This is a genomic window from Pseudooctadecabacter sp., assembly GCF_965657175.1.
Taxonomy (GTDB): domain Bacteria; phylum Pseudomonadota; class Alphaproteobacteria; order Rhodobacterales; family Rhodobacteraceae; genus Octadecabacter.
Window position 1 is genome coordinate 45,442 of sequence record NZ_CBFHNH010000009.1, and the last position, 22,882, is coordinate 68,323.

The window sequence follows — 22,882 nt, forward strand, 5'->3', positions numbered from 1 at the left end:
ACCGCATTGCTCACCAAATTGTCAGGGCAGATTTATTCAATGGAGACTGGCACAAAGCGCCTGCAGACGCCTACCCTGCGACCGCCTGCCGCGCCTTGGCCGCCCACAATTGGCGACACGGCCCAGTCTGAGAGACGATTCTATGGGGCGATCATATGGCGGATTGGCCCGCTTTGGCGAAAAACAGATCGTTTTCAACCTCACACCTGACACAATTCAGGTCTATGTAGAAGGCTAGGTTATTGGTTAATTTGTCGGGATTTGATCCATGTTGAGCTTTGCACTTCTGCCGTTCTTTGCTTTTGGCCTTTTGGCATTGGTGCCGGGTCTGACCGCGGACGATAGCTCGGATGACACGATAGGCGACCCCGATGATCCCGATTTGCCGGTCGATCCCGTTGATCCCGAAACCTTGGGTGCAACCTTCGACGTGACCGATGGCGGTGTCGCAATCGAATTTGGCGAAAACGAAACGGGCCGTCTGGCTATTGTCACCTATGTGGACACCGAAGACTCCGACACGGATTTCCTTCAGACACACGAAGCGCGCTATTATCTGGTGCCCGACGGCGTCGAATGGCCGGACAATACATCTGAAACCGCCTCGAACATTCCGGGCGACACCAATGACGGCACCTACCTGCTTGAAGACTTCGAAGAGGCCTTCAATCTGACGTTGCTGGGCACGGTCGATCTGTTGGCCGATGGAAATGATGCGCCGACCGACACCAACATGGCTCAGGCCCTGCCCACCCTCACGTCAAACGTCGAGGCGGAGTATTATTACCTCGAAGCGAACACAGACGGGGACGAACTGATCGAATTCCTGCAAGAGGGCTATGCCGACACACGCAATGGCGCAACACAGACCATCGTGGACACATCCACCGTCGGGACAGCCGAAAACGACTGGATCACACCCAGCGTGGGCGACGTCACACTGGAAGGTCTGGCAGGCGACGACACCTTGGGTGGCTTTCAAAACAACCTTTCCCTGTCTGGCGGGGACGGGGACGACACCCTAACGGCCATCGGCACAGGCGGCGTGATCGATGGCGGGGCCGGCAACGATGAGGTCCGCGCCACCGATGCGGTTGTCGATTTGGGCGACGGCAACGATGACGCCAACGTTGAAAACAGCACCGTCACCGGTGGCGCGGGCGACGACAGCATCACTGTGATGTTCGGCGGGTCGGCCACCGGCGATGACGGCAGCGATGTCTTAAACGGACAGGGGGCGGATATCGTCCTCACCGGTGGGGAAGGCGATGATATCGTCGTGGTCGAAGGCGCAGGATCGCAATCCTATGGCGGGGTTGGCGACGACACCATCGGCGCGCGGGACGGCGGATCGGGATTCGGTGGTGCGGGCAATGACCGCATTCAGACCAACGAAGACAGCACTGTCTTTGGCGGTGACGGCGACGACGACATCCAGATTTTTGCCGACCGGACCAGTGAGGGCGCGGCAGGGGTCGCTTGGGGCGATGAGGGCAGCGATACCTTCACCTTGTCCGTGCGGTTTGCCTTGGCGGAATCTGACGGGGAAACCGTCGCGGTGATTGAGGATTTCAACACCGCTGAGGATGTCCTTCAGGTCGATCTGTTCCAGACCACCGATGCGCAAATCTCTGAGGTCACCGTTTTTGAGGACCCCGACGGCGCATTCACTGAGGTCGAAGTCTTTGTGCAAAGCCTCGACCTGCCGCCGTCCTCCTTTGTGGTGCGGCTGACCGGTGTGACCGGGTTTAGCGCGGATCAGGTCGTGTCGATCTAAACGGGCTTCACCACGGGGCCGCCCATTCCCTCAAGCACGCGCAAGGGCCGTTTGACGGCCTCTGTCAGGCCGGGACGTTTGGGTTGCGGGACCTGTTTTGTGGCCTCAACCATCAGAACACCCCCTGCGGTAAACACCGGCAGGTGTCGCCCCATGCGTTCCATCGTATTGGCCATGCGCCGCCAGACTTTGCGCGATGAGGGGGGCTGATAGAGCGTCGACAGCGTCTTCGTGGGGATCAACCCCGTGTCGCGCAGCTGCTTTTCCAACTGCCCCAACGAATAGGGCCGCCCGAAGCCAAACGGCGTTCTGTCCGACCGAGACCAAAGTCCAGCCCGATTGGGCACGATAAACACCGCCCGTCCTTCCGGTTTGAGAACCCGCCAACATTCATCCAGCAGCGCCAGCGGATGCTCGGACGTCTCCAGCCCGTGCAGCAGAACCAGTTTGTCCACCGTCCCCGTCGCTATTGGCCAAAGCGCGTCTTCGCACAACACCGCAACGTTGGGCTGCCCCGCAGGCCAAGGCATCACGCCCTGCGGCCCCGGCATCAGGCCGATCACCCGTCGCGCATCTTGAATGAACGGACGCAACAGCGGCACTGCAAATCCGTAGCCTACCACCGTTTCGCGCGTTGCCTTGGGCCACATTCGCACCAGTTCATCCCGCACGACCTTTTGCGCCGCCCGCCCCAAGGGGCTGCGGTAGTAGAACTCACGAAGATCGTGCACATCCAGATGCATTGCGGCCCCTTTGTATCTGGGCAAAACTTAACGACACCATATCAACACCGGACCCAAGCGCCATGCCCCTTACACTCGTCACTGTTCCCTGCCTCGAAGACAACTATGCCTTTTTGCTGCACAATGACGCCACGGGGGAGACTTTGCTGGTCGACGCACCGGAGCCCGCCCCCATTCAGGCCGCTTTGGACGCCCAGGGCTGGACGTTGACGGACATCCTGCTGACCCACCACCATTGGGATCACGTGGATGGATTGGACCCTTTGCGTGGATCGGCCCGTGTGATCGGGGCCGCCAAGGATGCGGACCGCTTGCCCCCTCTGGATTTGGCCGTGACCGAAGGCGACGCCGTGACGATCTGCGGTGAGGACGTGCAGATCTTTGATGTGTCCGGCCACACCTTGAACCATATCGCCGTCTATTTCCCCACCTCGGGCGTGGTGTTCACCGCCGACAGCCTGATGGCGCTGGGATGTGGCCGTCTGTTCGAAGGCACGCCCGCGCAGATGTGGGCCTCGTTGCAAAAACTGCGCGCCCTGCCCGACGACACCCGCGTGTGTTCGGGCCATGAATACACCCAAACCAACGCGCGCTTTGCGCTGACTATTGAACCCGACAATTCCGACCTTACATTGCGATCAGACGAAATCGCCATCGCCCGCGCCAAAGGGCTGGCCACCGTCCCCTCACCTTTAGGCGTTGAAAAGCGCACCAACCCCTTTTTGCGGGCCGATGTGCCTGCTTTGAAATCCGCCGTCGGCATGGCCGACGCCGATCCATCGGACGTCTTCGCCCATGTGCGCAAGAAACGTGACACTTTCTGATCTGCCACAAAAGGCAGCAAAACCCTGTAAAACAGGCCTTTAGGGGTCACAGTCAAATCAACGTAACAAAGATGTGGCAATTTTTCCCTTGAAGCTGCGGGAAATAAGCCAAAACTTAACCTTAAGAGGCCACGGTAGTGTCGGGCCGACGATCCCCGGCAAGACCCCCGATCAAGAGGAGCACGCAACGTGCCATCATTCTCGACGACACTTGAGCAGTCCATTCACTCCGCGCTGGCGCTGGCGAATGCGAACAAACATGAACTGGCCACGCTGGAACATCTGTTGCTGGCCCTGCTGGATGAACCGGACGCCGCCCGCGTGATGCAGGCCTGTTCGGTGAACCTTGATGAGTTGCGCAAAACTCTTGAAGATTTCATCGAGGACGATCTGTCGACCCTCGTGACAGAAGTGGAAGGATCCGAGGCCGTACCAACAGCCGCGTTCCAGCGCGTGATCCAACGCGCGGCCATCCACGTGCAATCGTCAGGCCGTACGGAAGTGACCGGCGCCAATGTATTGGTCGCGATCTTTGCCGAACGCGAAAGCAACGCCGCCTACTTCCTGCAAGATCAGGATATGACCCGCTACGACGCGGTCAATTTCATCGCCCACGGTGTGGCCAAAGACCCCGCCTTTGGCGAAAGCCGCCCCGTATCCGGCGCGCCCTCCATGGAGGACGAAGCTGAGGCCACGACCGAAGGCAGCAAAGACGAATCCGCGCTGGCAAAGTATTGTGTCGATCTGAACCAGAAGGCCTCCGAAGGGGATGTTGATCCGCTGATCGGCCGCGCCCATGAGGTTGAACGCTGCGTGCAGGTTCTGTGCCGCCGTCGCAAGAACAACCCGCTGTTGGTGGGTGATCCGGGCGTGGGCAAAACCGCCATCGCCGAGGGTCTGGCCAAGAAAATCGTCGAACACGAAGTGCCTGAGGTTCTGTCCGGAACCACCATCTATTCCCTCGACATGGGGGCATTGCTGGCAGGCACGCGGTATCGCGGCGATTTCGAAGAACGCCTCAAGGCTGTGATGACGGAAATGGAAGACCACGACGATGCGGTTCTTTTCATTGACGAAATCCACACCGTGATCGGTGCGGGTGCCACATCCGGCGGGGCCATGGACGCATCCAACCTGCTGAAACCTGCTTTGCAGGGTGGCAAACTGCGCTGCATGGGGTCCACCACCTACAAGGAATTCCGCCAGCATTTCGAAAAGGACCGCGCGCTGAGCCGCCGGTTCCAGAAGATCGACGTGACGGAGCCTTCGGTGGAAGACAGCATCAAGATCCTTAAGGGTCTCAAGCCCTACTTTGAGGATCACCACCAGATCAAATACACCGCCGACGCGATTAAAACCGCCGTTGAACTCGCCGCGCGCTACATCAATGATCGCAAATTGCCCGACAAGGCGATCGACGTCATTGACGAGGCTGGTGCCGCCCAACATCTGGTTGCTGAAAGCAAACGTCGCAAAACCATCGGCGCCAAGGAGATTGAGGCCGTCGTGGCCAAGATCGCCCGCATCCCGCCCAAGAACGTCAGCAAGGACGATGCAGAGGTCCTCAAAGACCTCGAAACATCTCTCAAGCGCGTGGTGTTTGGTCAGGACAAAGCGATTGAAGCCCTGTCGTCCGCCATCAAACTGGCCCGCGCAGGTCTGCGCGAACCTGAAAAGCCCATCGGCAACTACCTGTTCGCAGGCCCGACAGGCGTAGGTAAAACCGAGGTCGCCAAACAGCTGGCCGACACCTTGGGCGTGGAACTGATGCGCTTCGACATGTCGGAATACATGGAAAAGCACGCGGTCTCCCGCCTCATCGGGGCGCCCCCCGGCTATGTGGGCTTCGATCAAGGCGGCATGCTGACCGACGGTGTCGATCAGAACCCGCACTGCGTGTTGCTGCTGGACGAAATGGAAAAGGCACACCCGGATGTCTACAACATCCTGCTGCAAGTGATGGATCACGGCAAACTGACTGACCACAACGGCCGGACCACAGATTTCCGCAATGTGATCATCATCATGACGTCCAACGCCGGTGCGTCTGACATGGCGAAAGAGGCCATCGGCTTTGGCCGCGACAAGCGAACGGGTGAGGATACGGCGGCGATCGAACGCACGTTCACGCCGGAATTCCGCAACCGTCTGGATGCCGTCGTCAGCTTCGCCCCCCTGCCGCAGGATGTGATCCTGCAGGTGGTCGAAAAGTTCGTGTTGCAGCTCGAAGCGCAGCTGATGGACCGCAATGTGTCCATCGAACTGACCAAGCCTGCTGCTGAATGGCTGGCCGAACGTGGCTATGATGAAAAAATGGGCGCACGTCCCTTGGGCCGTGTCATCCAAGAACACATCAAAAAGCCGCTTGCCGAAGAGTTGCTCTTTGGCAAGCTGGCCAAAGGTGGCCACATCAAAGTGGGCGTCAAGAAGGGTGACCTTGATCTGCAGATCGAACCACCGGCCAAGGCGCAAATTTCAAACGATAAACCGCCGCTCCTCGCGGCAGATTGATGCGGCTTGCCGTTTTGCTCATATCCTGCGCCGTGCCCGCCACAGCGCAGGATTTTTCTTTGGCGATGCCGGTTGATTGCTCGCTGGGCACAACCTGCTACCTGCAAAACTACGTCGATCATGACCCCACTGACGGCGCCACGGATTTCCAATGTGGTGATCTGACCTACGACACCCACAAAGGCACCGACTTTGGCCTCCCTTCGCTGGCGGCCATGAACGCAGGCGTCGACGTCCTCGCCGCAGCCTCCGGCACGGTGCGGGGCGTGCGCAATGACATGCGCGATGTCCTCTACACCGCAGACCTCGCCGAAGACATCGCCGGGCGAGACTGCGGCAACGGCCTTGTGATCGCCCATGAAGGTGGCTGGGAAACCCAATACTGTCACCTCAAAGAAGGCTCCGTCATCGTGACCACCGGCCAAAAGGTCGCTGTAGGTGACGTCTTGGGCGAAATCGGCCTGTCTGGTCGCACCCAGTTCCCCCACCTGCAATTATCGGTCCGGCGCAACGGCCAAGTCATCGACCCCTTTGATCCTGACGGCCAGATCGCCTGCGACGCGCCGTCCGGTGACACTCTCTGGGACACGCCCCTGAATACCCCGCAAGGCGGACTTCTGTCCGCCGGTTTCGCCCCCGACATTCCAGACTATGATGCGGTCAAGGCCGGAACGGCGGCCACGCGCGCGCTCACATCCCAAGACGCGATTGTCCTATGGACTTTTGGCTTTGGCGCACAACCGGGCGACACCTTGACCTTCAGCATCACCAACGATGCAGGCGAACTCTTCGCATCAGAGGTCGAACTCACCCGCACGCAGGCTCTCTTTATGCGGGCCGGTGGTCGCCGCGCGCCCGACGAAGGCTGGCCCGCGGGCCTCTATGAAGGCCGCATCGATCATGTGCGAAATGGCACCCTCCTGAACAGCCAAACCACATCCGTGACCCTGCGCTAGTCCCTTCATCTGGCCCAAAAAACTCTCCCCGAAGGGCCGTTTTCAACCAGCCCGCCCCTAGTGACACGGGCTCACCCCCGCCACGCAATGCCAAAAAAAATCGCGCGGCGCAGCCGCACAATCAGATCACCGTTCGGTTAGCTTCAACTCGATCCGGCGGTTTTGGGCGCGCGCGTCGTCGGTATCGGCGGGGTTCAGCGGCTGGTATTGCCCGAACCCATTGGCCGCCAGACGTTCCGGCGGAATGCCCAAAAAATTCACCATATAGAGCACCACGGACAGCGAGCGCGCTTGGCTCAGTTCCCAGTTGTTGGCAAATTCACCCAAACCCGACAAGGGCACGTTGTCCGTATGGCCGTCCACCCGGATCACCCAATCAATCTCGTCTGGGATTTGACCGGCCACGTTGCGCAAGATGCCCGCCACCTTGGCGATCTCCCGTTGGCCTTCGGCGGACAGGTCTGCCTCCCCCTGTTCGAACAAAACCTCCGAGGAAAATACAAACCGGTCGCCTTCGATCCGCACCCCGTCCACACCTTCCAACACGTCACGCAGAAGCCCTAGGAAATCTGACCGGAACCTCTCCAACTCCTCTGCTTCGGCGGCCAGCCGTTCAAGCTCCGCCTGCTCCAGCGCATTGGTCCGCTGCTCTGCCAAAAGCGCCCGTGCCATCGCCGTGTTCAAATCCTGCGACAGGGTTTCAATCCGCACATTGGCCTGCGCGTCTGCGTCATTGGCCAAATCCAGCAACCCTTGCAGCTGGTTCAATTCACCGCGCAGTGTGGCCACCTGTTCGTTCAACGCCGCCACCTGCCGCTGGCTTTCTGCCGACAATGCCTCCTCTTGCGACAGGGCCGCATTGGCCTCGGCCAACAGCAGCGCTTGCCGGTCGAGTTCACTTTCCGTCTGATCGGTCTGGGTCGCGGCCGCCGCCAAGGCTGCCACGGCTGCGGCCAATTCGTCGGCCAACACCGCACGGTCCCCAGCGGAGGTCGCAAGGGTCTGGGACAGCGCGTCACGCTCGGCCTCCAACTGGACGATGGCGGCGGCCGCCGCCTCACGGTCAGCACGCGCCGCGTCCTCAAGCGTGGTGCGCGCAATCAGGGCCTGCGCCAGCTGGGCGCGCAAATCTTCGGCGGTGGCTTGTGTATCGGTCTGGCCATCGAGCGCCGCGGCCAATTCCGCCGCCAAATCTTCCCGCGCTTGACCCGCTTCGGCTGCGGCCCGTTCGGCCTCTTGCTGGGCCAAAAGCGCAATGGCGAGGTTTTCATCCAGATCGTCCTGCGCCGCACGGGCGGCGGCCAATAGGGTCAACGTATCCTCGGCCTGCTGGCGCTGTTCCTCGAGCGCCAAAGTCATCGCCGTCAGTTCGGCATCCGCATTGGCCAGCCGTTCGCGCAGGGCTTGCGCTGCGGCGGCATCGGCCAGTCGGGCGGCTTCCAGATCACTGATCTGGGCCGAGGCCGCCTCACCATCTGCTTCCAAATCCGCCACCAAAGCCTCCAGCGCCTCGCGGCGCGCGGCGGCAAGGCGGGCGGCCTCGGCGCTTGCGTCAATCTCGGATCGGGCCTCTGCCAGCGCCAGATTTAACGCCTCTTGCGCAGACAAAAGCTCCGCCTCGCGGCCTTCAAGTGCGGCGATCGTTTCACCTGCGGCGCGGCGCTCGGCCAAAAGCCCTGCGACCTGCGCCTCAAACCCTGTGATCTGTTGTTCGGCGTCGGACAATTCATCGCTCAGCGCGTCGCGCTGCGCGGTCAGGCGGGCAATTAAAGTGTTTTGCTGGTCAACAAGGCTTTTATTCTCGGCCAGATCGCTTTGCAGCGCGGCAATTTCACCCGACAGCGCCCCCACCTGACTGCCCAATGTGGCCGACCGGTCCTGTTCCAACCCCAGCGCATCGGCCAGTGCCGCAACCTCGGCAGACAATTCCGACAGCCGCGTTTCCTGACCTGTGATCGTTTCACGCAGGACGAATTGCAGAACCATGAAGATCGTCAAGATGAACATTAAAACCAGCAATAAGCCGGTCATCGCATCCACGAACCCCGGCCAGATGGACGCCTGAAACCGTGCGCCGGTTCTGCGGCTCAGCGCCATGTCTACGACCCGTCCTGGGCTTTGCGTGCAATCCGGTTGCCCTGCCGCGCGGCTTTCGTCAGCTCCGCCATATCAGCCCGCAGGGCTTGTGACATTTCCTGTCGGCCTGCGGCCATTTCCTCAAGAATACGCAACAGCCCCACATCGATGGACCGCAATCGCATGCGGCTTTCGGCATCGATGCCTTCCATACCGGTGTCCTTCAACGCCGCAATCAGCCCTTCTTGTGCATCGGCCACCCGTGACAACTGGGCAGATGCCTCCGATTGACCGGTTGATGCGGCCAGTCGTTCCACCGTACCGGTCAGGGCCGCGATTTTTTCGTTGGTTTCTACGCGGCTGGCCTCGGATGCGGCGAACATCGCCTGCATCTGTTCCATCTGTTCAACCATATGGTCGACGACGCCCGCCATGGCGACCTGATCGCCCGTGGCCTCATCCCCTGCGGCCAGACCGACGCGGGTGATGGTTGACAACCATTCCTCCAACTCACGGTAAAACCGGTTCTGGCCGTGGCCTGTGAAAATCTCCAACAGGCCCACCACAAGCGATCCCGCAAGGCCCAAAAGCGACGACGCAAAGGCCACGCCCATGCCGCCCAGCTGGCTTTCAAGCCCCGATTGCAAACGCGCAAACACCTCCGCCCCGGTTTCGCCCTCTTGCGGGGATAAGGACCGGATCGTTTCGACCAAGGCCGGAACGGTTGTCGCAAGGCCATAGAACGTGCCCAAAAGGCCGAGGAAAATCAAAGTGTTGACGATATAGCGCGTGATTTCGCGACTTTCATCAATCCGCTGTGACACCGAATCCAAGATCGACCGCGATGACGTGGACGACAGCTGCATCCGCGCCCCGCGCGACCGCAGCAATGTGGCCAAGGGTGCCAACATACCCGGCGCCTTGATCACATCGGCCCCCAACCGTTCACCGGCAAACCCTTCGATCCAGGCCACGGATTTCATCAACTGCCAGACCTGCCCGAAACACGACAAGACACCGATCACAAAGACGGCGAAAATAAATCCGTTCAGATAGGGGTTCGCCAGAAACACTGGTCCCACTTGGGGCAGCGCGAAAAACACGCCTGTCCCCACCAACGCCAAAACCACCAGCATCGAAATGATCTGGGAAAACGGCTGTGAAAACTGCGGCTCGGCCTTATGGTCCCCTGTTTCCATGGGATCAGGCACCTCTTTGTTGTTTGTTGCGGCCAACATAAGCGTCTGCGCGCCAAACCCCAAACAAAATCACGTCAAAGCGCGCACGCGCGCCACCAGCCAGTCCATATCGGGGTCCTCGATGCCCATTTTTGTAAGATGTTCGGCCGTATTGTACAAATATTCGGGGTTCGGGCCGCGCCCGCCGACCGACCGCGCGATCAACTGCGCCTGCTTTTCCAGATCAAACTGGCAATACTGTTCATGATCTCGGTTGATTACATAGGCCAGCGCGTCCACGTGGCGTCCGTCCTCCAGTGAAAGCGGCACATGGCGTTCCAGATAGGCGGATGAAATCAACTCGCGTTCGCGCAACTGGGCCAAAACGTGGTCCTCTTCGGCCTCGGCCACTCGAAAGGCGACGCCGGTGCATGACCCCTCTGCCGCGTCCAACGCCAGAACCAGCCCCGGTTCCTCAACCGTGCCGCGATGGTGGATCGACAACATGCAAAAACTGCGGTGGTAGCCCTCCAACGTGGCGGTCACGGCCTCCGCCGGTTTAAACTCGGGGTTCCAAAGAAGTGATCCGTATCCAAACACCCACATGGTCATCGTTATGGCCCTTTCGAATGACCTCCTCTAAACACCAATCAAACCCGCACCGAAAGGTTAAATCCATGCGCAAACTTATCGCCTTCGCCCTCATCGCCGCCACGCTGTATGGCGGCTACTGGTTCGTGGGCCGCGCGCAGGTGCAAACGCGACTGGCCGAGGCACTGCAGCAGGCCGATGATGGCCCCTATGACGTGCAATACGACAGCCTAAAAACACGCGGCTTCCCCTCGCGGTTTGACACCACGGTGACCAATTTTACCTTCGCTGATCCGGCCACCGGCACCACATGGGCCGCCCCGTTCTTTCAGCTTTTTGCGCTGGCCTACCGCCCCAACGAAGTCATCGCCGTTTTCTCACCCGAACAGACCATCGGGATTGCCGGCGAGACCTATACGGTTTTCACCAACGACATGCGCGCCTCCGGCAAGGTCCGCCCGACGGCCGCCCTAGCCTTTCAAAACGCGACCATCACGTTGGACAATCCACGGGTGCGGGCGGCTTCGGGCGCGGAACTGGCCATGGCCTCCGCCTTGGCCGCCATGCGGCTGACGCCCGAGACGACACAGACCTATGATGCCTTCGTCGAGGGGCGGTCCATCGTGCTTCCCGAAGACACGCGGCGCTTTCTTGATCCGCAAAACATGCTGCCCCCACTGATCCAGTCGCTGCGGTTTGACAGCGATGTCACCCTGTCTGCCCCGATTGAGCTGAACAGCACGGACAGCACCCCACCTGCCATCACCGGCCTCAGCATCACCGAATTGGCGCTGACGTGGGGCGATATCGCGATGACAGCCATCGGCGACATTGCCCCCGACGCCACCGGTACCATGGCGGGGTCTGTCACCGTAACCACGCGCAATTGGGAACGGATCGTGGATTTGGGCGTGGCCAACGGGATGATCGACGCAGACCGCCGGTTCCTCGTGACCGAAATCGTGCGCAACTTGGATGAGACGCCCCATATCGACGATACACTCACCCTCAGTCTGACCGTCGCCGACGGGCAATTGGCACTGGGCGGTTTTCCCATCGGACCCGTGGACATCCTGCGCTAGGCGTCCCTTCATCTGGCCAAAAAAACTCACCCCGTAGGGCCGACCGCCGCGCACTCGACGCCCACCGTGATGGGCTCACCCCTGCCACAATCGCCAAAAATCAAGCGCGGCGCAGCCGCTCCTTCAGGTCAGCGGCAAAAACTTCCGGATCGGTAATCTGCGGTGTCAAAGTGGAAATGGTCGCGGTGAAAGCGGTCGCTTTCAGGGCCCAGAACCGTGCCGAACGGTCCACAGGCGGCGCGCCACATGGCGCGCAATTCGGTGGCATATCGGCCGTTCCAATCGGTCAATACCGTCATCTCGGTGCCATTGGCCAGCCCGATCCCCGCAATGTCGATCGCGCGGCCAAAGCTGTGCTCGGACAGGCGTGCACCGGGGCGGTTGTTGCGGCTGCGGCAGGCGTAATGCGCCACCACGCGCAGCGATTGCACGCCGCCGCCGGTGTCCCCCACCGCGGGGCGGACGCCGTCGTTGACCCAAGTTTTCAACGCGCGCGCCGTGTCACAGGTGATCCGCGCAGGCGTGGACAGGGCCACACCGTCGACTTCGCGCAACAGCACCGCATCCTCAATCCCGCAGGCCCCTGCCCCGTCCACATCGCCAATCACATCGCCGCGCAACGTCACATCACCGCACACGCTGCCCTCAACAGGTGGCAAATCCGGCTCGGCCGACCGGCCCAGACCACATCCTGCCAACGTCATGGAAGACGCCAAAACCGCAACGCGAAAAATCACACCTTGCCGCCCCGACCAAAATTCGGCGCATCGGTGTCCTGACCCGCCTCGATGATACCGCGCCGAATGGCACGGGTGCGGGTGAAATAATCATGCAGATGATCGCCATCGCCTTGGCGAATGGCGCGCTGCAGGGCGAACAATTCTTCGGTAAAGCGGCCCAGAATTTCCAACGTGGCTTCCTTGTTGTTCAAAAACACATCGCGCCACATGGTCGGATCGGACGCCGCAATCCGCGTGAAATCCCTAAAACCGGCTGCGGAAAAGTTCACAACTTCGGTGTCGGTCACCCGCCCCAGATCATCGGCCACGCCGACCATGGTGTAGGCAATCAGGTGCGGCGTATGGGATGTCACTGCTAGGACCAGATCATGGTGATCCGGTTCCATCACGTCCACATTGGACCCAAGGCCCTCCCAAAACTGGCGCAATTTCGCCGTCTCTGCTTCATCCGCACCCTCTGGTGTCAAAAGACACCACCGGTTGTCGAAAAGTTCGGCAAAGCCCGACGTCGGGCCAGACTGTTCGGTGCCCGCCAAAGGGTGGGCCGGAACGAAATGCACGCCTGCGGGCACATGGGGGGCCACAGCGTCGATAACGGCACGTTTCACAGACCCCACGTCGGACACCACAGCGCCCGGCTTCAAGACCGGCGCAATCTCGGCCATCACGGCGCCCATCGCACCGACGGGCACACACAGGACAACCAAATCGGCCCCGTCGCAGGCCTCAGCCGCACTGTCACAGACGCGGTCACACAGACCAATGTCGCGCGCCGTGGCGCGGGTGTCGGCGCTGCGCGCATAGCCCGTAACCTCACCGGCCAGCCCTGCGCGCTTCATGCCCCAGAACATGGACGACGCGATCAGACCAAGGCCGATCAGCGCCACGCGGTCGTAGATCACGCTCATGCTGCGCCCTCCTTGAACTGGGTGATGGCGTGGACGACACGGCGGCAGGATGCCTCATCGCCCACAGTGATGCGGATGCAGCTTGGCAGGCCGTAATTGCCCACGTAGCGCAGCAGGATGCCCTGTGAGGTCAGGTAGTCGTTGCAGGCCTTCGCCTCCTCTTCGGAGGCAAACCGCGCGAGGATGAAATTCGCCTCGGACACATCAGACGGGATGCCGATCTCGGACAAGGCATGGGCCATCCAGTCACGCTGTTTGGCGTTGTCCGCGCGCACCTTTGCCGTGTGCGCCGTGTCGCGCATGGCAGCCTCAGCCGCCGCCAACGCGGGCGCGGACAGGTTAAACGGGCCGCGCAACCGCATCAGCACGTCGATGATGTGCTGCGGGCCGTAGGCCCAGCCGATGCGCAAACCGCCCAAGCCATAAATCTTTGAAAACGTCCGCGTCATGATCACGTTGTCGCGCTGATCAATCAGCGCGGCCCCCGCGTCATAGCCTTCGACAAATTCTGCATAGGCCCCATCCAGCACCAAAACGGCGCCCTTGGGCAGCCCGTCAGCCAGACGCGCCAGATCAGCCTCCCCCAACATGGTGCCCGTGGGGTTGGCAGGGTTGGCGATATAGACAACCTTGGTTTTCTTGGTGCAGGCGGCCAGCAGGGCGTCCACATCCACGACCCGTTCGCGTTCGGCCACAACCACGGGCTTGGCCCCGTTGGCATTGGCGTAGATGGGGTACATGGCGAACCCATGTTCGGTGAACAGAACCTCATCGCCTTTGCCCGCATAGGCCTGCGCGATCATCATCAACAGCTCACCCGATCCGTTCCCGCACAGAATGCGCGCGGGATCCAGTGACCAGACATCACCAATGGCCTCCCGCAGGGCGGCGTGATCTGTCGACGGGTATCGATGCAGCGCAAGCGATGCGCGCACCAGCGCCTCCTTGGCGTCCTCGGACGGACCCCATGGATTTTCGTTCGAAGACAGTTTCAGGACATTGTCCATGCCCTCAACACTGGATTTACCGCCCACATACAGCGCGATATCCATGATCCCCGGTTGCGGTTTGATACTGGTCATGTCGCTTCACCTTCCCCAATCAGCCCCGTTCTAATCACCCTTGCGGCACAAGGCCAGCCGCCAACGAAAAAGCCGCGCCCCCGATCATCTCGTGGGCGCGGCCTTTGGAATGTTTCGGCTCTGAACCTTTAGTTCTGAGCGTAGTATTCGATCACGAGGTTGGGTTCCATCAGGACTGGATACGGCACATCGCCCAGACCGGGGGTCCGCACGAAAGTCGCTGTCATTTTGGAATGATCGGCCTCGATGTAGTCCGGCACGTCACGCTCTGGCAGGCCAACGGCCTCAAGAACAGCGACGTTCTGCTTGGAACGATCACGCACCTCGATCACGTCGCCTTCTTTGACGCGGTAGGACGGGATGTTAACCTTTTTGCCGTTCACGCGGACGTGGCCGTGGTTTACGAACTGACGGGCTGCAAAGACAGTCGGCACGAACTTGGCGCGGTACACAACAGCGTCAAGACGACGCTCCAGCAGACCGATCAGGTTTTCACCAGTGTCGCCTTTAACACGCTCGGCCTCGGTAAAGATGCGGCGGAACTGCTTTTCGGTCAGGTCCCCGTAGTACCCTTTCAGCTTCTGCTTGGCGCGCAGCTGGATACCGAAGTCGGACAGTTTGCCCTTACGGCGCTGACCGTGCTGGCCGGGGCCATATTCACGACGGTTGACGGGGGATTTGGGGCGGCCCCAAATGTTTTCGCCCATGCGGCGATCAATTTTGTACTTGGCAGACGTGCGTTTGGTCACGGCTGATCTCCTTCAATTATATTAGTCCGCTCAACTTGCCCGAAAACCGGTTCCCGCTTTTCGGGTTGAGTGGCACGTTCGAAGGGCGTTGTCCTTTTCCCGGATGTGGCCGGGACGACAGGCACCCCCTTGCGGGGACCACCAACACCAATGAGCGGCCCCTTTATGCGGGGGCAAGATACGAGTCAACACTTGTGCCACAGGTGCTGCTAAAATTCCGGAATTTTAGCCCCCGCCCCGCAGGGCTTAGGCGGCGTCGTGCCGCAAAATCGCGGCTTCGCTAGACGACACGACACGGCGAGCATAGGCGCCATAGGCGTTTGCATCCGCTTCGATCTCGGGGACTTGGGCAAACAGACGCGCGCGATCGGCATCGGCCAGATGGTCCAGTCCGGCGCTGGCCGGATGGAACGTCTCACTCTCGACGCCGTTGGCAAACACAACCTCATGCTGGGGCATCAGCATATGGATGTATTCCAGTTCCCGCATCGAGCGGTCCACATAGATCGACTGATCATTCACCAGATCACGGGCCGTCACCAGCACCTCATCTGTGTTGAACAGCGCACGCGCCCGCGCGCCTTTGACCATGACACGGTGATCGGGGCTAACCAGCAGCCCCGCATCGGGCACGTCATTGTCCAGCGATCCCGCCCGCAGGCGGATCGGGCACAGGTGCGGCATGGCGTATAGACGCGCACCGGTGATGCGACGCGATCCGGTCCACAGGACCTCTTGGCAGCCGTTGTCTTTGGTCTGCACCTTGATGCCTTCGCGGATGGCTTCAACCGGCATGACGCCGTCCTCGGTGCGGATCATCGTGCCGGGGGTAAAGCAAATCACGCCGCCCGCCGGGTCATCGTTTTGGTCGCGGGACGCCAGTTCCACTGTGTGGTTGACGATCCACATATCGGTCATGCGTGGGGGCATGTCGCCCACGAACATGCACAACCGCGCCGCAGGTGTCGCCCCTTCGATCAGCGTTACCGTCCATGTGTCGCGCCCGTCGGTCACTGTGAACGACTGATCCGATTGCGCGGGATCGACCTCAACCAGATCCAACCGGTTGGTGTTGATTTCCACCGCCTTGAGCAACCGTCGCACCGATTGCGCCGCCCGCTTGCGGATATCGGCTTCGCCCATAGCGTCGCCCAATGGAAGAATGTCTGCCGGTCCATCGACCCGCACTGCTTCGCCCGTCCAGCCCCATGCTGTCCCCACCCGCAAATGTTCAAGCGGAGCGGACCAGAACCCATCGAGTTCTGTCTGTGACCATGAGATGACGAACGTGCCCTTAAAGCCCGTCTTCATGCCCGTAACTGCCTCTGTCTGGCCCCGTCATTTGGCGCGGGGCTCGTTATGTCAGCAGACTAACAAGGGCATTTTGGGCAAATCAAGTTACTTTAAGGTCAGCCACTAACTATTTCTTTAGAAGTTGAAATTTAGCTTCAGTGAACCGACGAGTTGCCCTTCGTCCTGACCTTCGTATTCCTCCGAAAGGTAGGTCAGACCGTAAAAAAACGACGATCCTGTTGCAAAACGGGAGTGGATGCCCCCGCGCACGCGCAGCCGGTCATCTGTTGCATCTGTGCCAAAGCTGGCCGGAAAATAGGCGCTGTCTTCGACCAGTGTGTAATCTGCGCCCAGCACGAAACCGGTGCCGATCTCTCCGCCGTAGATGCCGGAATACAGTTGACCGGACGGCCCGTCGCGCAGCCACAGGTCACTCTGCAGGACCTGTCCGATCAAGACATCAGCGCCGACGCGCACGAAGTCTTCGACGCCATATTGCAGCTCCGCGAAGGGGCGCAGGGTGGTTGTCGCGCTCATCGGGACGGCATAGGCGGCCTCGGCCACGAGGGTCGGGTAGACCGCATTGCCGATCTGGTTTTGCTGGACGGCGGTGCCAACCGCCGGTGCTCCGACCAGATTATGGAACCAGTCCTGTGTATCTGCCGTACCTGTTTGCGGGCCGGTGAACACCAAATCCAGCCCTGCCGAAAGGTCCCAGTTTCCACGGCTCATGTGGCTGTGGATACCTGTCGTGATCGCGCCGACATACGCCCGGTCATCAGACCCGTCACCGTTGAGAGCGGACGGCGCAATAATTTCCGACCGCAGGCGATATTCAAGGATCGCGCCGAACCCCTCAGGTGCGGCACCCGACCACGGCGACCCCTGCACGATTGAAAACGAATAGGACCCCGTGCGCCACCGATCTTCCCCATCGCCAAAGTAGTCGTTCGTAAACAACCGCCCAAAGCCTAAAGTGTCGCGATCCTGCGCCACAGCAGGTCCCGCGATCAAAAAGGCCGCAATGATAATAAACAGTTTCCGCATAGGTCGTCCCCAAAAATGACGGTTCAGCTATAGGCTGAACGTTCGGTCCATGGCGACCCGGATAGGAAACAATCTGGGTAAAAGTATGACATTGTCACCACTCTTTCGCGGCACCTCCAAATTTTCGCGAACCGATGACTTTGCCGGACCTCGAACGCAAAAACTTGATTTCAAATGGAAATTTATGGATCAACCTGTCCTAACCGGTCCTTTCCCGCCGCCTCCAGGCCGATGACTTCGCTAAAACTTTCCTGAATTGGCCCACTCGGACTTCGGTGGGACGTCTTCGGAATTGTCCCAATGTTCAACAATCAAACCATCTTCGACACGGAACACATCGACCTGACACAGGTCCTGCCCTGCCCAAGAGGCGCGGTTCAACGTGGCGACAAAATTGCCTTCTGCCACAGCCAAGAAACACTCCTGATAGGTCAGCGGCGTGTCATCAGCGGCGAAAAACGCATAGGCACTTTCAATGCCATCCCCCCGATCCGCGTTATGTTCAACATAGCTGTCGCTGCTGATAAAATCGCGGAAACGGTCCATATCACGACCGATCAGGCAGACATTGATGAAATCGACGACCAACGCCTTGTTCTGCGCGGTCTTGTCCAGATCGGTAACCTCGGTCGGCCCGTCGAATTGGCTTCGCCCCGACGGATTCACCGGTTTGATCGGCGCGATCACGTCCCAATGTTCGATGATCTTGCCGTTCTCATCCGACGCAAAAAAATCAGTGGTCAGCCACTCCGCCTGCCCATGGTTGAGGTTCTGATACACTTGCACAAAAACGTGCCGCCCCTCCTGAAGCGTCCGCACGACCTGAAAATCGCGCACCGGGTTGCGGTTGATAAAGGGCTCAAAGAAGGCGATGAACCCGTCGGCACCATCTGAAACACCCGTGGAGTGCTGCGTGTAGCGGTCTCCGGTATAGGCGGCTACGGCGGCGCGCGGGTTTCCGTTTTGAATCCCGTCCAGATAAAGGCTGATGGCGTTTTGTTTTGCAGTCGTCATGATGTGGCTCCGGTCACAGTGCAAAGGGGCCGCCGAGATCGGCGGCCTCCGGGGTGTAGGTATAGCTGCGTTCGTTAGAACTTGCCCGGATAGCCTTCGGGCAGATCGCCCTCCGGCATATCCGCGATGACATCCCAATGTTCGACGATCCGGCCGTCTTCCAGACGGAACAAATCAAAATAGGCGGTCGGCTGGTCGCCAAAGACACCTTCTGATGCAGCAAAGACAAAATTGCCTTCGGCCACGACGATCTCAAGGTTTGTGTAGTAAAAGGCGATGTCGTTTTCGCCCAGATACTGGAGAAACGCGCCCAGTCCCTCAAGGCCATCGCCTGCGTCGGTGTTGTGCTGCAGATACATCTGCGGGTCGATGTAGGTGGTAAAGTCGACCTCTTCTCCGTTGATCAGCACACGGTTGATGAAGTCTTCGACCAAGGCCTTGTTCTGCGCTGTTTTGTCCAGATCGGTGACCGTTGTTTCGCCGTCAATCTGTGTCCGCCCTGATGGGTTGGGGGCTGCGGCCAGCGGGCTCATATTGTCCCAGTGTTCGACGATTTTGCCGTTGTCGATGCGGAACACATCAAAGGCGACCAAGGGCACGGGGCCAAAGTTTTCGTAGACGTAATGCGTCACGACCAAGTCGTCCTCTGCGATGATGCGGATGGGGTCAAAAGACCCATCGGCGTCAGCGGGCAGCGCGCCCAACAGCCCCTTCAATGCGGCCACACCGGACCCCGCCGAAGGATTGTGCTGGATATAAGGATCCGCGAAGTAATCATCGACGGCGTCGATGTTGCCGCGAATAAACGCATTGGTCATGCCATCAATAACGATCTGTTTGTTGGTCTGCGGATCGGCCAAGGCAGCCGTGCCGCCCAGCGCGATCGCGCCCAGTGCTGTCAGTGTCTTTTTCATGGTCTGTCCTTTCGTTTGGCGTGAGCCCAGATGTAGACAGCTGCAATTCGTTTGATTATCCCAAATATATCGTCATCATTGTTCGATGGATTGGAAAGATGGATGAATATCGCGCGCTGGCCGTTTTCGTGGCCGTTCATGAGGCCGGCAGCTTCAGCGGTGCGGGGCGGCGGCTGAAATTGTCGACCTCGGTCATCAGCCACCATGTCTCAAGACTGGAAGACAAAGTCGGCGCATCGCTGTTTTTCCGATCAACACGGTCCCTGTCATTGACGCCCGAAGGTCGGGCCATTCTGACGTCGGCCCGTGCGATGGTGAAGGCCGCAGATGACGCCTTCGACATTCTGACAGAGACAAGCGATCAGCCCACGGGGTCCTTGCGCGTGACCCTTCCGGCCTTTGGGGATCGCAGCCCGTTACATCAAAGTCTGATGCGTTTTGTGCGCGCCCATCCCTTGGTGTCCATGTCCATACACACCAGCGACTTTCCCGTTGATCTTGTCAAAGAGGGGTTCGATCTGGCCATTCGCCTTGGCGTGTTGCGCGACAGCGCAATGATGCGCAAACGTATCGGCAGTTTTGGCCGCAAACTCGTCGCAAGCCCCGCCTATGTGGCAGGCCGCCCACCGATCAGAACCTTGGAAGACCTGCAGGCCTGCAATTTCATATCTATCGCCATGCTGCCCGCGGCCTTCACCTTGGTCAGGCAGGACCAACAATTCACGTTTGAGCCCGAAAACCTGCGTCTTGAGGTCCATTCCTTGTCGTCGGCAAAACTGGCGATCCTCGAAGGTCTCGGCATTCAGCATCTGCCAGACAGCGAGGCCGACGCGGAGATTGCCGACGGACGGCTTGTCGAGATCCTGCCGGAATGGTCCCTGCCAGAACTGGGCATCTATGCGGTCTGGCCCGACTTGGGACCGCAAAAGAAACTCACCCGCCGGTTGATCCAGTATCTGGGCGATGCGGATTTGTAAGAATGGCCCGATGGCCGTGAACGGCTGTTATCTTGACGATGCAACAGTGCGCTCGTGGCCAACCTGTGCGCTGCCCGACATGCGCGCCGGGCAACGTTGGATCATGTTAGCGATCCCTTAAGACCTAGCCGCATTTTGAATAGCCGCAGTCAGAACAGGTCATGCAGCCTTCGACCATGCGCATGGCATATTGGCCACAGCTCGAACAGGCTTTGCCCTTTGGCGTCATGCTGACGACATCGGCCTGCGGGTCGGATTTCAGGCCCATGCCCTCACCTGCCAAGAACCCCGTGGCAACCATGTGCTTTTCGATGGTCTGACCGATGGCGGCCAGAATGGAGGGCACGTATTTGCCCTGCATCCATGCCCCGCCGCGCGGATCGAAGACGGCTTTCAACTCTTCCACCACAAAGGACACATCGCCCCCGCGCCGGAACACAGCCGAAATCATCCGCGTCAGCGCCACGGTCCATGCGAAATGTTCCATGTTCTTGGAATTGATGAACACCTCAAACGGGCGACGCTGGCCTTGGTGGATGATGTCGTTGATCGTGATGTAAATGGCGTGTTCGCTGTCGGGCCATTTCAATTTATAGGTCTGGCCGTCCAGATCCTCGGGCCGGTCCAGCGGTTCGGTCATATAGATGACGTCGCCTGCGTTCTGGTCGATGACCTCTTCCTCAGGCACGCTGGCTTTCTCGGGCTCGACCGACAGGACAGAACCCGTCACATCGTTGGGACGATACGTCGTGCAGCCTTTGCAGCCCGTGTCCCATGCTTCCATGTAGACGTCTTTGAACGACTGGAAATCAATGTCTTCGGGCACGTTGATCGTTTTGGAGATGGAACTGTCGACCCATTTCTGCGCCGCCGCCTGCATGCGCACATGATCCATCGCAGGCAGGGTTTGGGCGTTGACGAAATGGTCGGGCAACTCCGCATCGCCGTGCAGATCGCGCCAGAGTTTAACAGCATAATCCACGACCTCTTCCTCGGTCCGCGTGCCGTCCTTTTGCAGGACCTTGCGGGTGTAGGCGTAGGCAAACACCGGTTCGATCCCGCTGGACACATTGCCCGCATAGAGGCTGATCGTGCCCGTGGGCGCCACAGAGGTCAGCAGCGCATTGCGAATGCCGTCCTTCGCGATCATCGCCTGCACATCGTCATCCAGCGCCTGCACATTGGGGGATTTGGCGTATTTTTCGGCGTCAAACAGCGGGAAAGCGCCCTTTTCCTTGGCCAGTTCCGCCGACGCCCGATAGGAGGCGTTGGCGATCAGCTGCATCCAGTCTTCGGTCTGGGCGGCGGCCTCCTCTGATCCATAACGCAAACCAACCATCAACAGCGCGTCGGCCAGGCCGGTGACACCAAGGCCGATACGGCGTTTGGCGGCGGCCTCTTGCGCTTGGGCCTCAAGTGGGAAGTTGGAGGCATCGACGACATTGTCCATCATCCGGACGGCGGTGGCGACCAGATCGGCCAGCGCGTCTTCGCTGATCTCAGCGGCGTCCTGGAACGGTTTGCTGACCAACCGCGCAAGATTCACCGACCCCAACAGGCAAGCCCCATAGGGTGGCAAGGGCTGTTCGCCGCAGGGGTTGGTGGCGGCGATGGTTTCCACGTAGTTGAGGTTGTTCATCGCATTGATGCGGTCGATGAAAATCACGCCGGGTTCGGCGTAATCATAGGTGGACTGCATGATACGGTCCCACAGATCGCGGGCCTGCACGGTCTTGACCGTCTCACCCCCCCACACCAGATCCCACGCGGCGTCGGCCTTCACGGCCTCCATGAACGGGTCGGTGATCAGGACGGACATGTTGAACATGCGCAGGCGGGCGGCGTCGGATTTGGCGGTGATGAAATCCTCAACATCGGGATGGTCACAGCGCATGGTCGCCATCATCGCGCCGCGCCGGGACCCTGCAGACATGATCGTGCGGCACATGGCGTCCCAGACATCCATGAAGGACAACGGACCGGAGGCATCGGCGGCCACCCCTTTGACCACAGCACCCTTGGGTCGGATGGTCGAAAAATCATACCCGATTCCGCCACCCTGCTGCATGGTCAGGGCCGCTTCCTTGAGGTTGTCAAAAATGCCCGACATCGTGTCGGGGATCGTGCCCATGACGAAACAGTTGAACAGCGTCACGCTGCGGTCGGTGCCCGCACCGGCGGTGATGCGGCCTGCGGGCAGGTATTTGAAATCCTCAAGGGCGGCGTAGAACTTCGGCTCCCACGCGGCGGGGTCCTTCTCGACCGAGGCGAGGGATTTGGCGATGCGCGACCACGTGTCCTCTACCGATTGGTCAATCGGTGTCCCATCTGCCTCCTTGAGGCGATATTTCATGTCCCAGATCTGTTCGGCAATAGGGGCGGCAAAGCGGGTCATGAGAGATCCTCTTGTAAAGGTGGCA

The 22,882-nt window shown here is 59.9% G+C and carries 19 protein-coding genes; 6 read left to right on the forward strand and 13 right to left on the reverse strand.

The window, feature by feature from the left end:
* Positions 1–268: 268 nt before the first annotated feature.
* Entirely contained in the window at positions 269–1,777 is a 1,509-nt protein-coding gene (locus ACTG36_RS09505; RefSeq protein WP_375280127.1) for a calcium-binding protein, read from the forward strand.
* Here the strand turns inward: ACTG36_RS09505 and ACTG36_RS09510 are convergent.
* Entirely contained in the window at positions 1,774–2,520 is a 747-nt protein-coding gene (locus ACTG36_RS09510; RefSeq protein WP_375280126.1) for a class I SAM-dependent methyltransferase, read from the reverse strand. The genes ACTG36_RS09505 and ACTG36_RS09510 overlap by 4 nt on opposite strands.
* 62 nt (positions 2,521–2,582) lie before the next feature.
* Here ACTG36_RS09510 and gloB point away from each other — a divergent pair, with 62 nt between their 5' ends.
* The 3 genes from gloB to ACTG36_RS09525 all read left to right on the forward strand — a co-directional run bounded on the left by gloB (position 2,583) and on the right by ACTG36_RS09525 (position 6,811).
* On the forward strand, positions 2,583–3,344 hold the full coding sequence (gloB, locus tag ACTG36_RS09515) for a hydroxyacylglutathione hydrolase (protein ID WP_375280125.1): 762 nt from the start codon (positions 2,583–2,585) through the stop codon (positions 3,342–3,344).
* 189 nt (positions 3,345–3,533) lie between these two features.
* Complete coding sequence (gene clpA / locus ACTG36_RS09520; protein ID WP_439142115.1) at positions 3,534–5,855, forward strand: ATP-dependent Clp protease ATP-binding subunit ClpA; 2,322 nt, start codon at positions 3,534–3,536, stop codon at positions 5,853–5,855.
* Positions 5,855–6,811, forward strand: coding sequence for a M23 family metallopeptidase (locus ACTG36_RS09525; RefSeq protein ID WP_439142117.1), 957 nt, complete (start codon positions 5,855–5,857; stop codon positions 6,809–6,811). The genes clpA and ACTG36_RS09525 overlap by 1 nt, the downstream gene beginning before the upstream one ends.
* 126 nt (positions 6,812–6,937) lie before the next feature.
* Here the strand turns inward: ACTG36_RS09525 and ACTG36_RS09530 are convergent, their stop codons facing one another.
* From ACTG36_RS09530 to ACTG36_RS09540, 3 genes are all read right to left on the reverse strand, one after another.
* Positions 6,938–8,908, reverse strand: coding sequence for a peptidoglycan -binding protein (locus ACTG36_RS09530; RefSeq protein ID WP_375280122.1), 1,971 nt, complete (start codon positions 8,906–8,908; stop codon positions 6,938–6,940).
* A 2-nt stretch (positions 8,909–8,910) separates the two neighbouring features.
* Positions 8,911–10,086, reverse strand: a complete 1,176-nt coding sequence (locus tag ACTG36_RS09535; RefSeq protein ID WP_375280121.1) for a biopolymer transporter ExbB — start codon at positions 10,084–10,086, stop codon at positions 8,911–8,913.
* 69 nt (positions 10,087–10,155) lie between these two features.
* Positions 10,156–10,677 carry a gamma-glutamylcyclotransferase gene (locus ACTG36_RS09540; protein WP_375280120.1) on the reverse strand — a complete coding sequence of 174 codons (522 nt, stop codon included), beginning with the start codon at positions 10,675–10,677 and terminating at the stop codon, positions 10,156–10,158.
* A 65-nt stretch (positions 10,678–10,742) separates the two neighbouring features.
* Here ACTG36_RS09540 and ACTG36_RS09545 point away from each other — a divergent pair, with 65 nt between their 5' ends.
* Positions 10,743–11,738, forward strand: coding sequence for a DUF2125 domain-containing protein (locus ACTG36_RS09545; protein WP_375280119.1), 996 nt, complete (start codon positions 10,743–10,745; stop codon positions 11,736–11,738).
* A gap of 128 nt (positions 11,739–11,866) precedes the next feature.
* Here the strand turns inward: ACTG36_RS09545 and ACTG36_RS09550 are convergent, their stop codons facing one another.
* The 8 genes from ACTG36_RS09550 to ACTG36_RS09585 all read right to left on the reverse strand — a co-directional run bounded on the left by ACTG36_RS09550 (position 11,867) and on the right by ACTG36_RS09585 (position 19,485).
* The gene (locus ACTG36_RS09550; protein ID WP_375280118.1) at positions 11,867–12,442 is read right to left on the reverse strand and encodes an extensin-like domain-containing protein; all 576 of its coding nucleotides are present in this window, start codon (positions 12,440–12,442) and stop codon (positions 11,867–11,869) included.
* A gap of 29 nt (positions 12,443–12,471) precedes the next feature.
* Positions 12,472–13,386 carry a prephenate/arogenate dehydrogenase family protein gene (locus ACTG36_RS09555; protein WP_375280117.1) on the reverse strand — a complete coding sequence of 305 codons (915 nt, stop codon included), beginning with the start codon at positions 13,384–13,386 and terminating at the stop codon, positions 12,472–12,474.
* On the reverse strand, positions 13,383–14,468 hold the full coding sequence (hisC, locus tag ACTG36_RS09560; RefSeq protein ID WP_375280116.1) for a histidinol-phosphate transaminase: 1,086 nt from the start codon (positions 14,466–14,468) through the stop codon (positions 13,383–13,385). Before hisC ends, ACTG36_RS09555 begins: the two co-directional genes overlap by 4 nt.
* Before the next feature lie 128 nt (positions 14,469–14,596).
* The gene (gene rpsD, locus ACTG36_RS09565; RefSeq protein WP_375280115.1) at positions 14,597–15,217 is read right to left on the reverse strand and encodes a 30S ribosomal protein S4; all 621 of its coding nucleotides are present in this window, start codon (positions 15,215–15,217) and stop codon (positions 14,597–14,599) included.
* Positions 15,218–15,463: 246 nt separating this feature from the next.
* Complete coding sequence (locus ACTG36_RS09570) at positions 15,464–16,528, reverse strand: Hint domain-containing protein (protein WP_375280114.1); 1,065 nt, start codon at positions 16,526–16,528, stop codon at positions 15,464–15,466.
* Between the two features lie 117 nt (positions 16,529–16,645).
* On the reverse strand, positions 16,646–17,557 hold the full coding sequence (locus tag ACTG36_RS09575; RefSeq protein WP_375280113.1) for a lipid A-modifier LpxR family protein: 912 nt from the start codon (positions 17,555–17,557) through the stop codon (positions 16,646–16,648).
* 240 nt (positions 17,558–17,797) lie between these two features.
* Positions 17,798–18,571 (reverse strand): nuclear transport factor 2 family protein, encoded by a 774-nt coding sequence (locus tag ACTG36_RS09580; protein ID WP_375280112.1) that lies wholly within the window; start codon positions 18,569–18,571, stop codon positions 17,798–17,800.
* A gap of 74 nt (positions 18,572–18,645) precedes the next feature.
* Complete coding sequence (locus ACTG36_RS09585; protein WP_375280111.1) at positions 18,646–19,485, reverse strand: nuclear transport factor 2 family protein; 840 nt, start codon at positions 19,483–19,485, stop codon at positions 18,646–18,648.
* Positions 19,486–19,583: 98 nt separating this feature from the next.
* Between ACTG36_RS09585 and ACTG36_RS09590 the strand changes: the two genes are divergently transcribed.
* Positions 19,584–20,462: a LysR family transcriptional regulator gene (locus tag ACTG36_RS09590; protein ID WP_375280110.1), complete on the forward strand. Its 879-nt coding sequence runs from the start codon at positions 19,584–19,586 to the stop codon at positions 20,460–20,462.
* A 124-nt stretch (positions 20,463–20,586) separates the two neighbouring features.
* On the opposite strand, the gene ACTG36_RS09595 is transcribed toward ACTG36_RS09590, so the two are convergent.
* Positions 20,587–22,857 carry an adenosylcobalamin-dependent ribonucleoside-diphosphate reductase gene (locus ACTG36_RS09595; protein WP_375280109.1) on the reverse strand — a complete coding sequence of 757 codons (2,271 nt, stop codon included), beginning with the start codon at positions 22,855–22,857 and terminating at the stop codon, positions 20,587–20,589.
* Positions 22,858–22,882 lie beyond the last annotated feature (25 nt).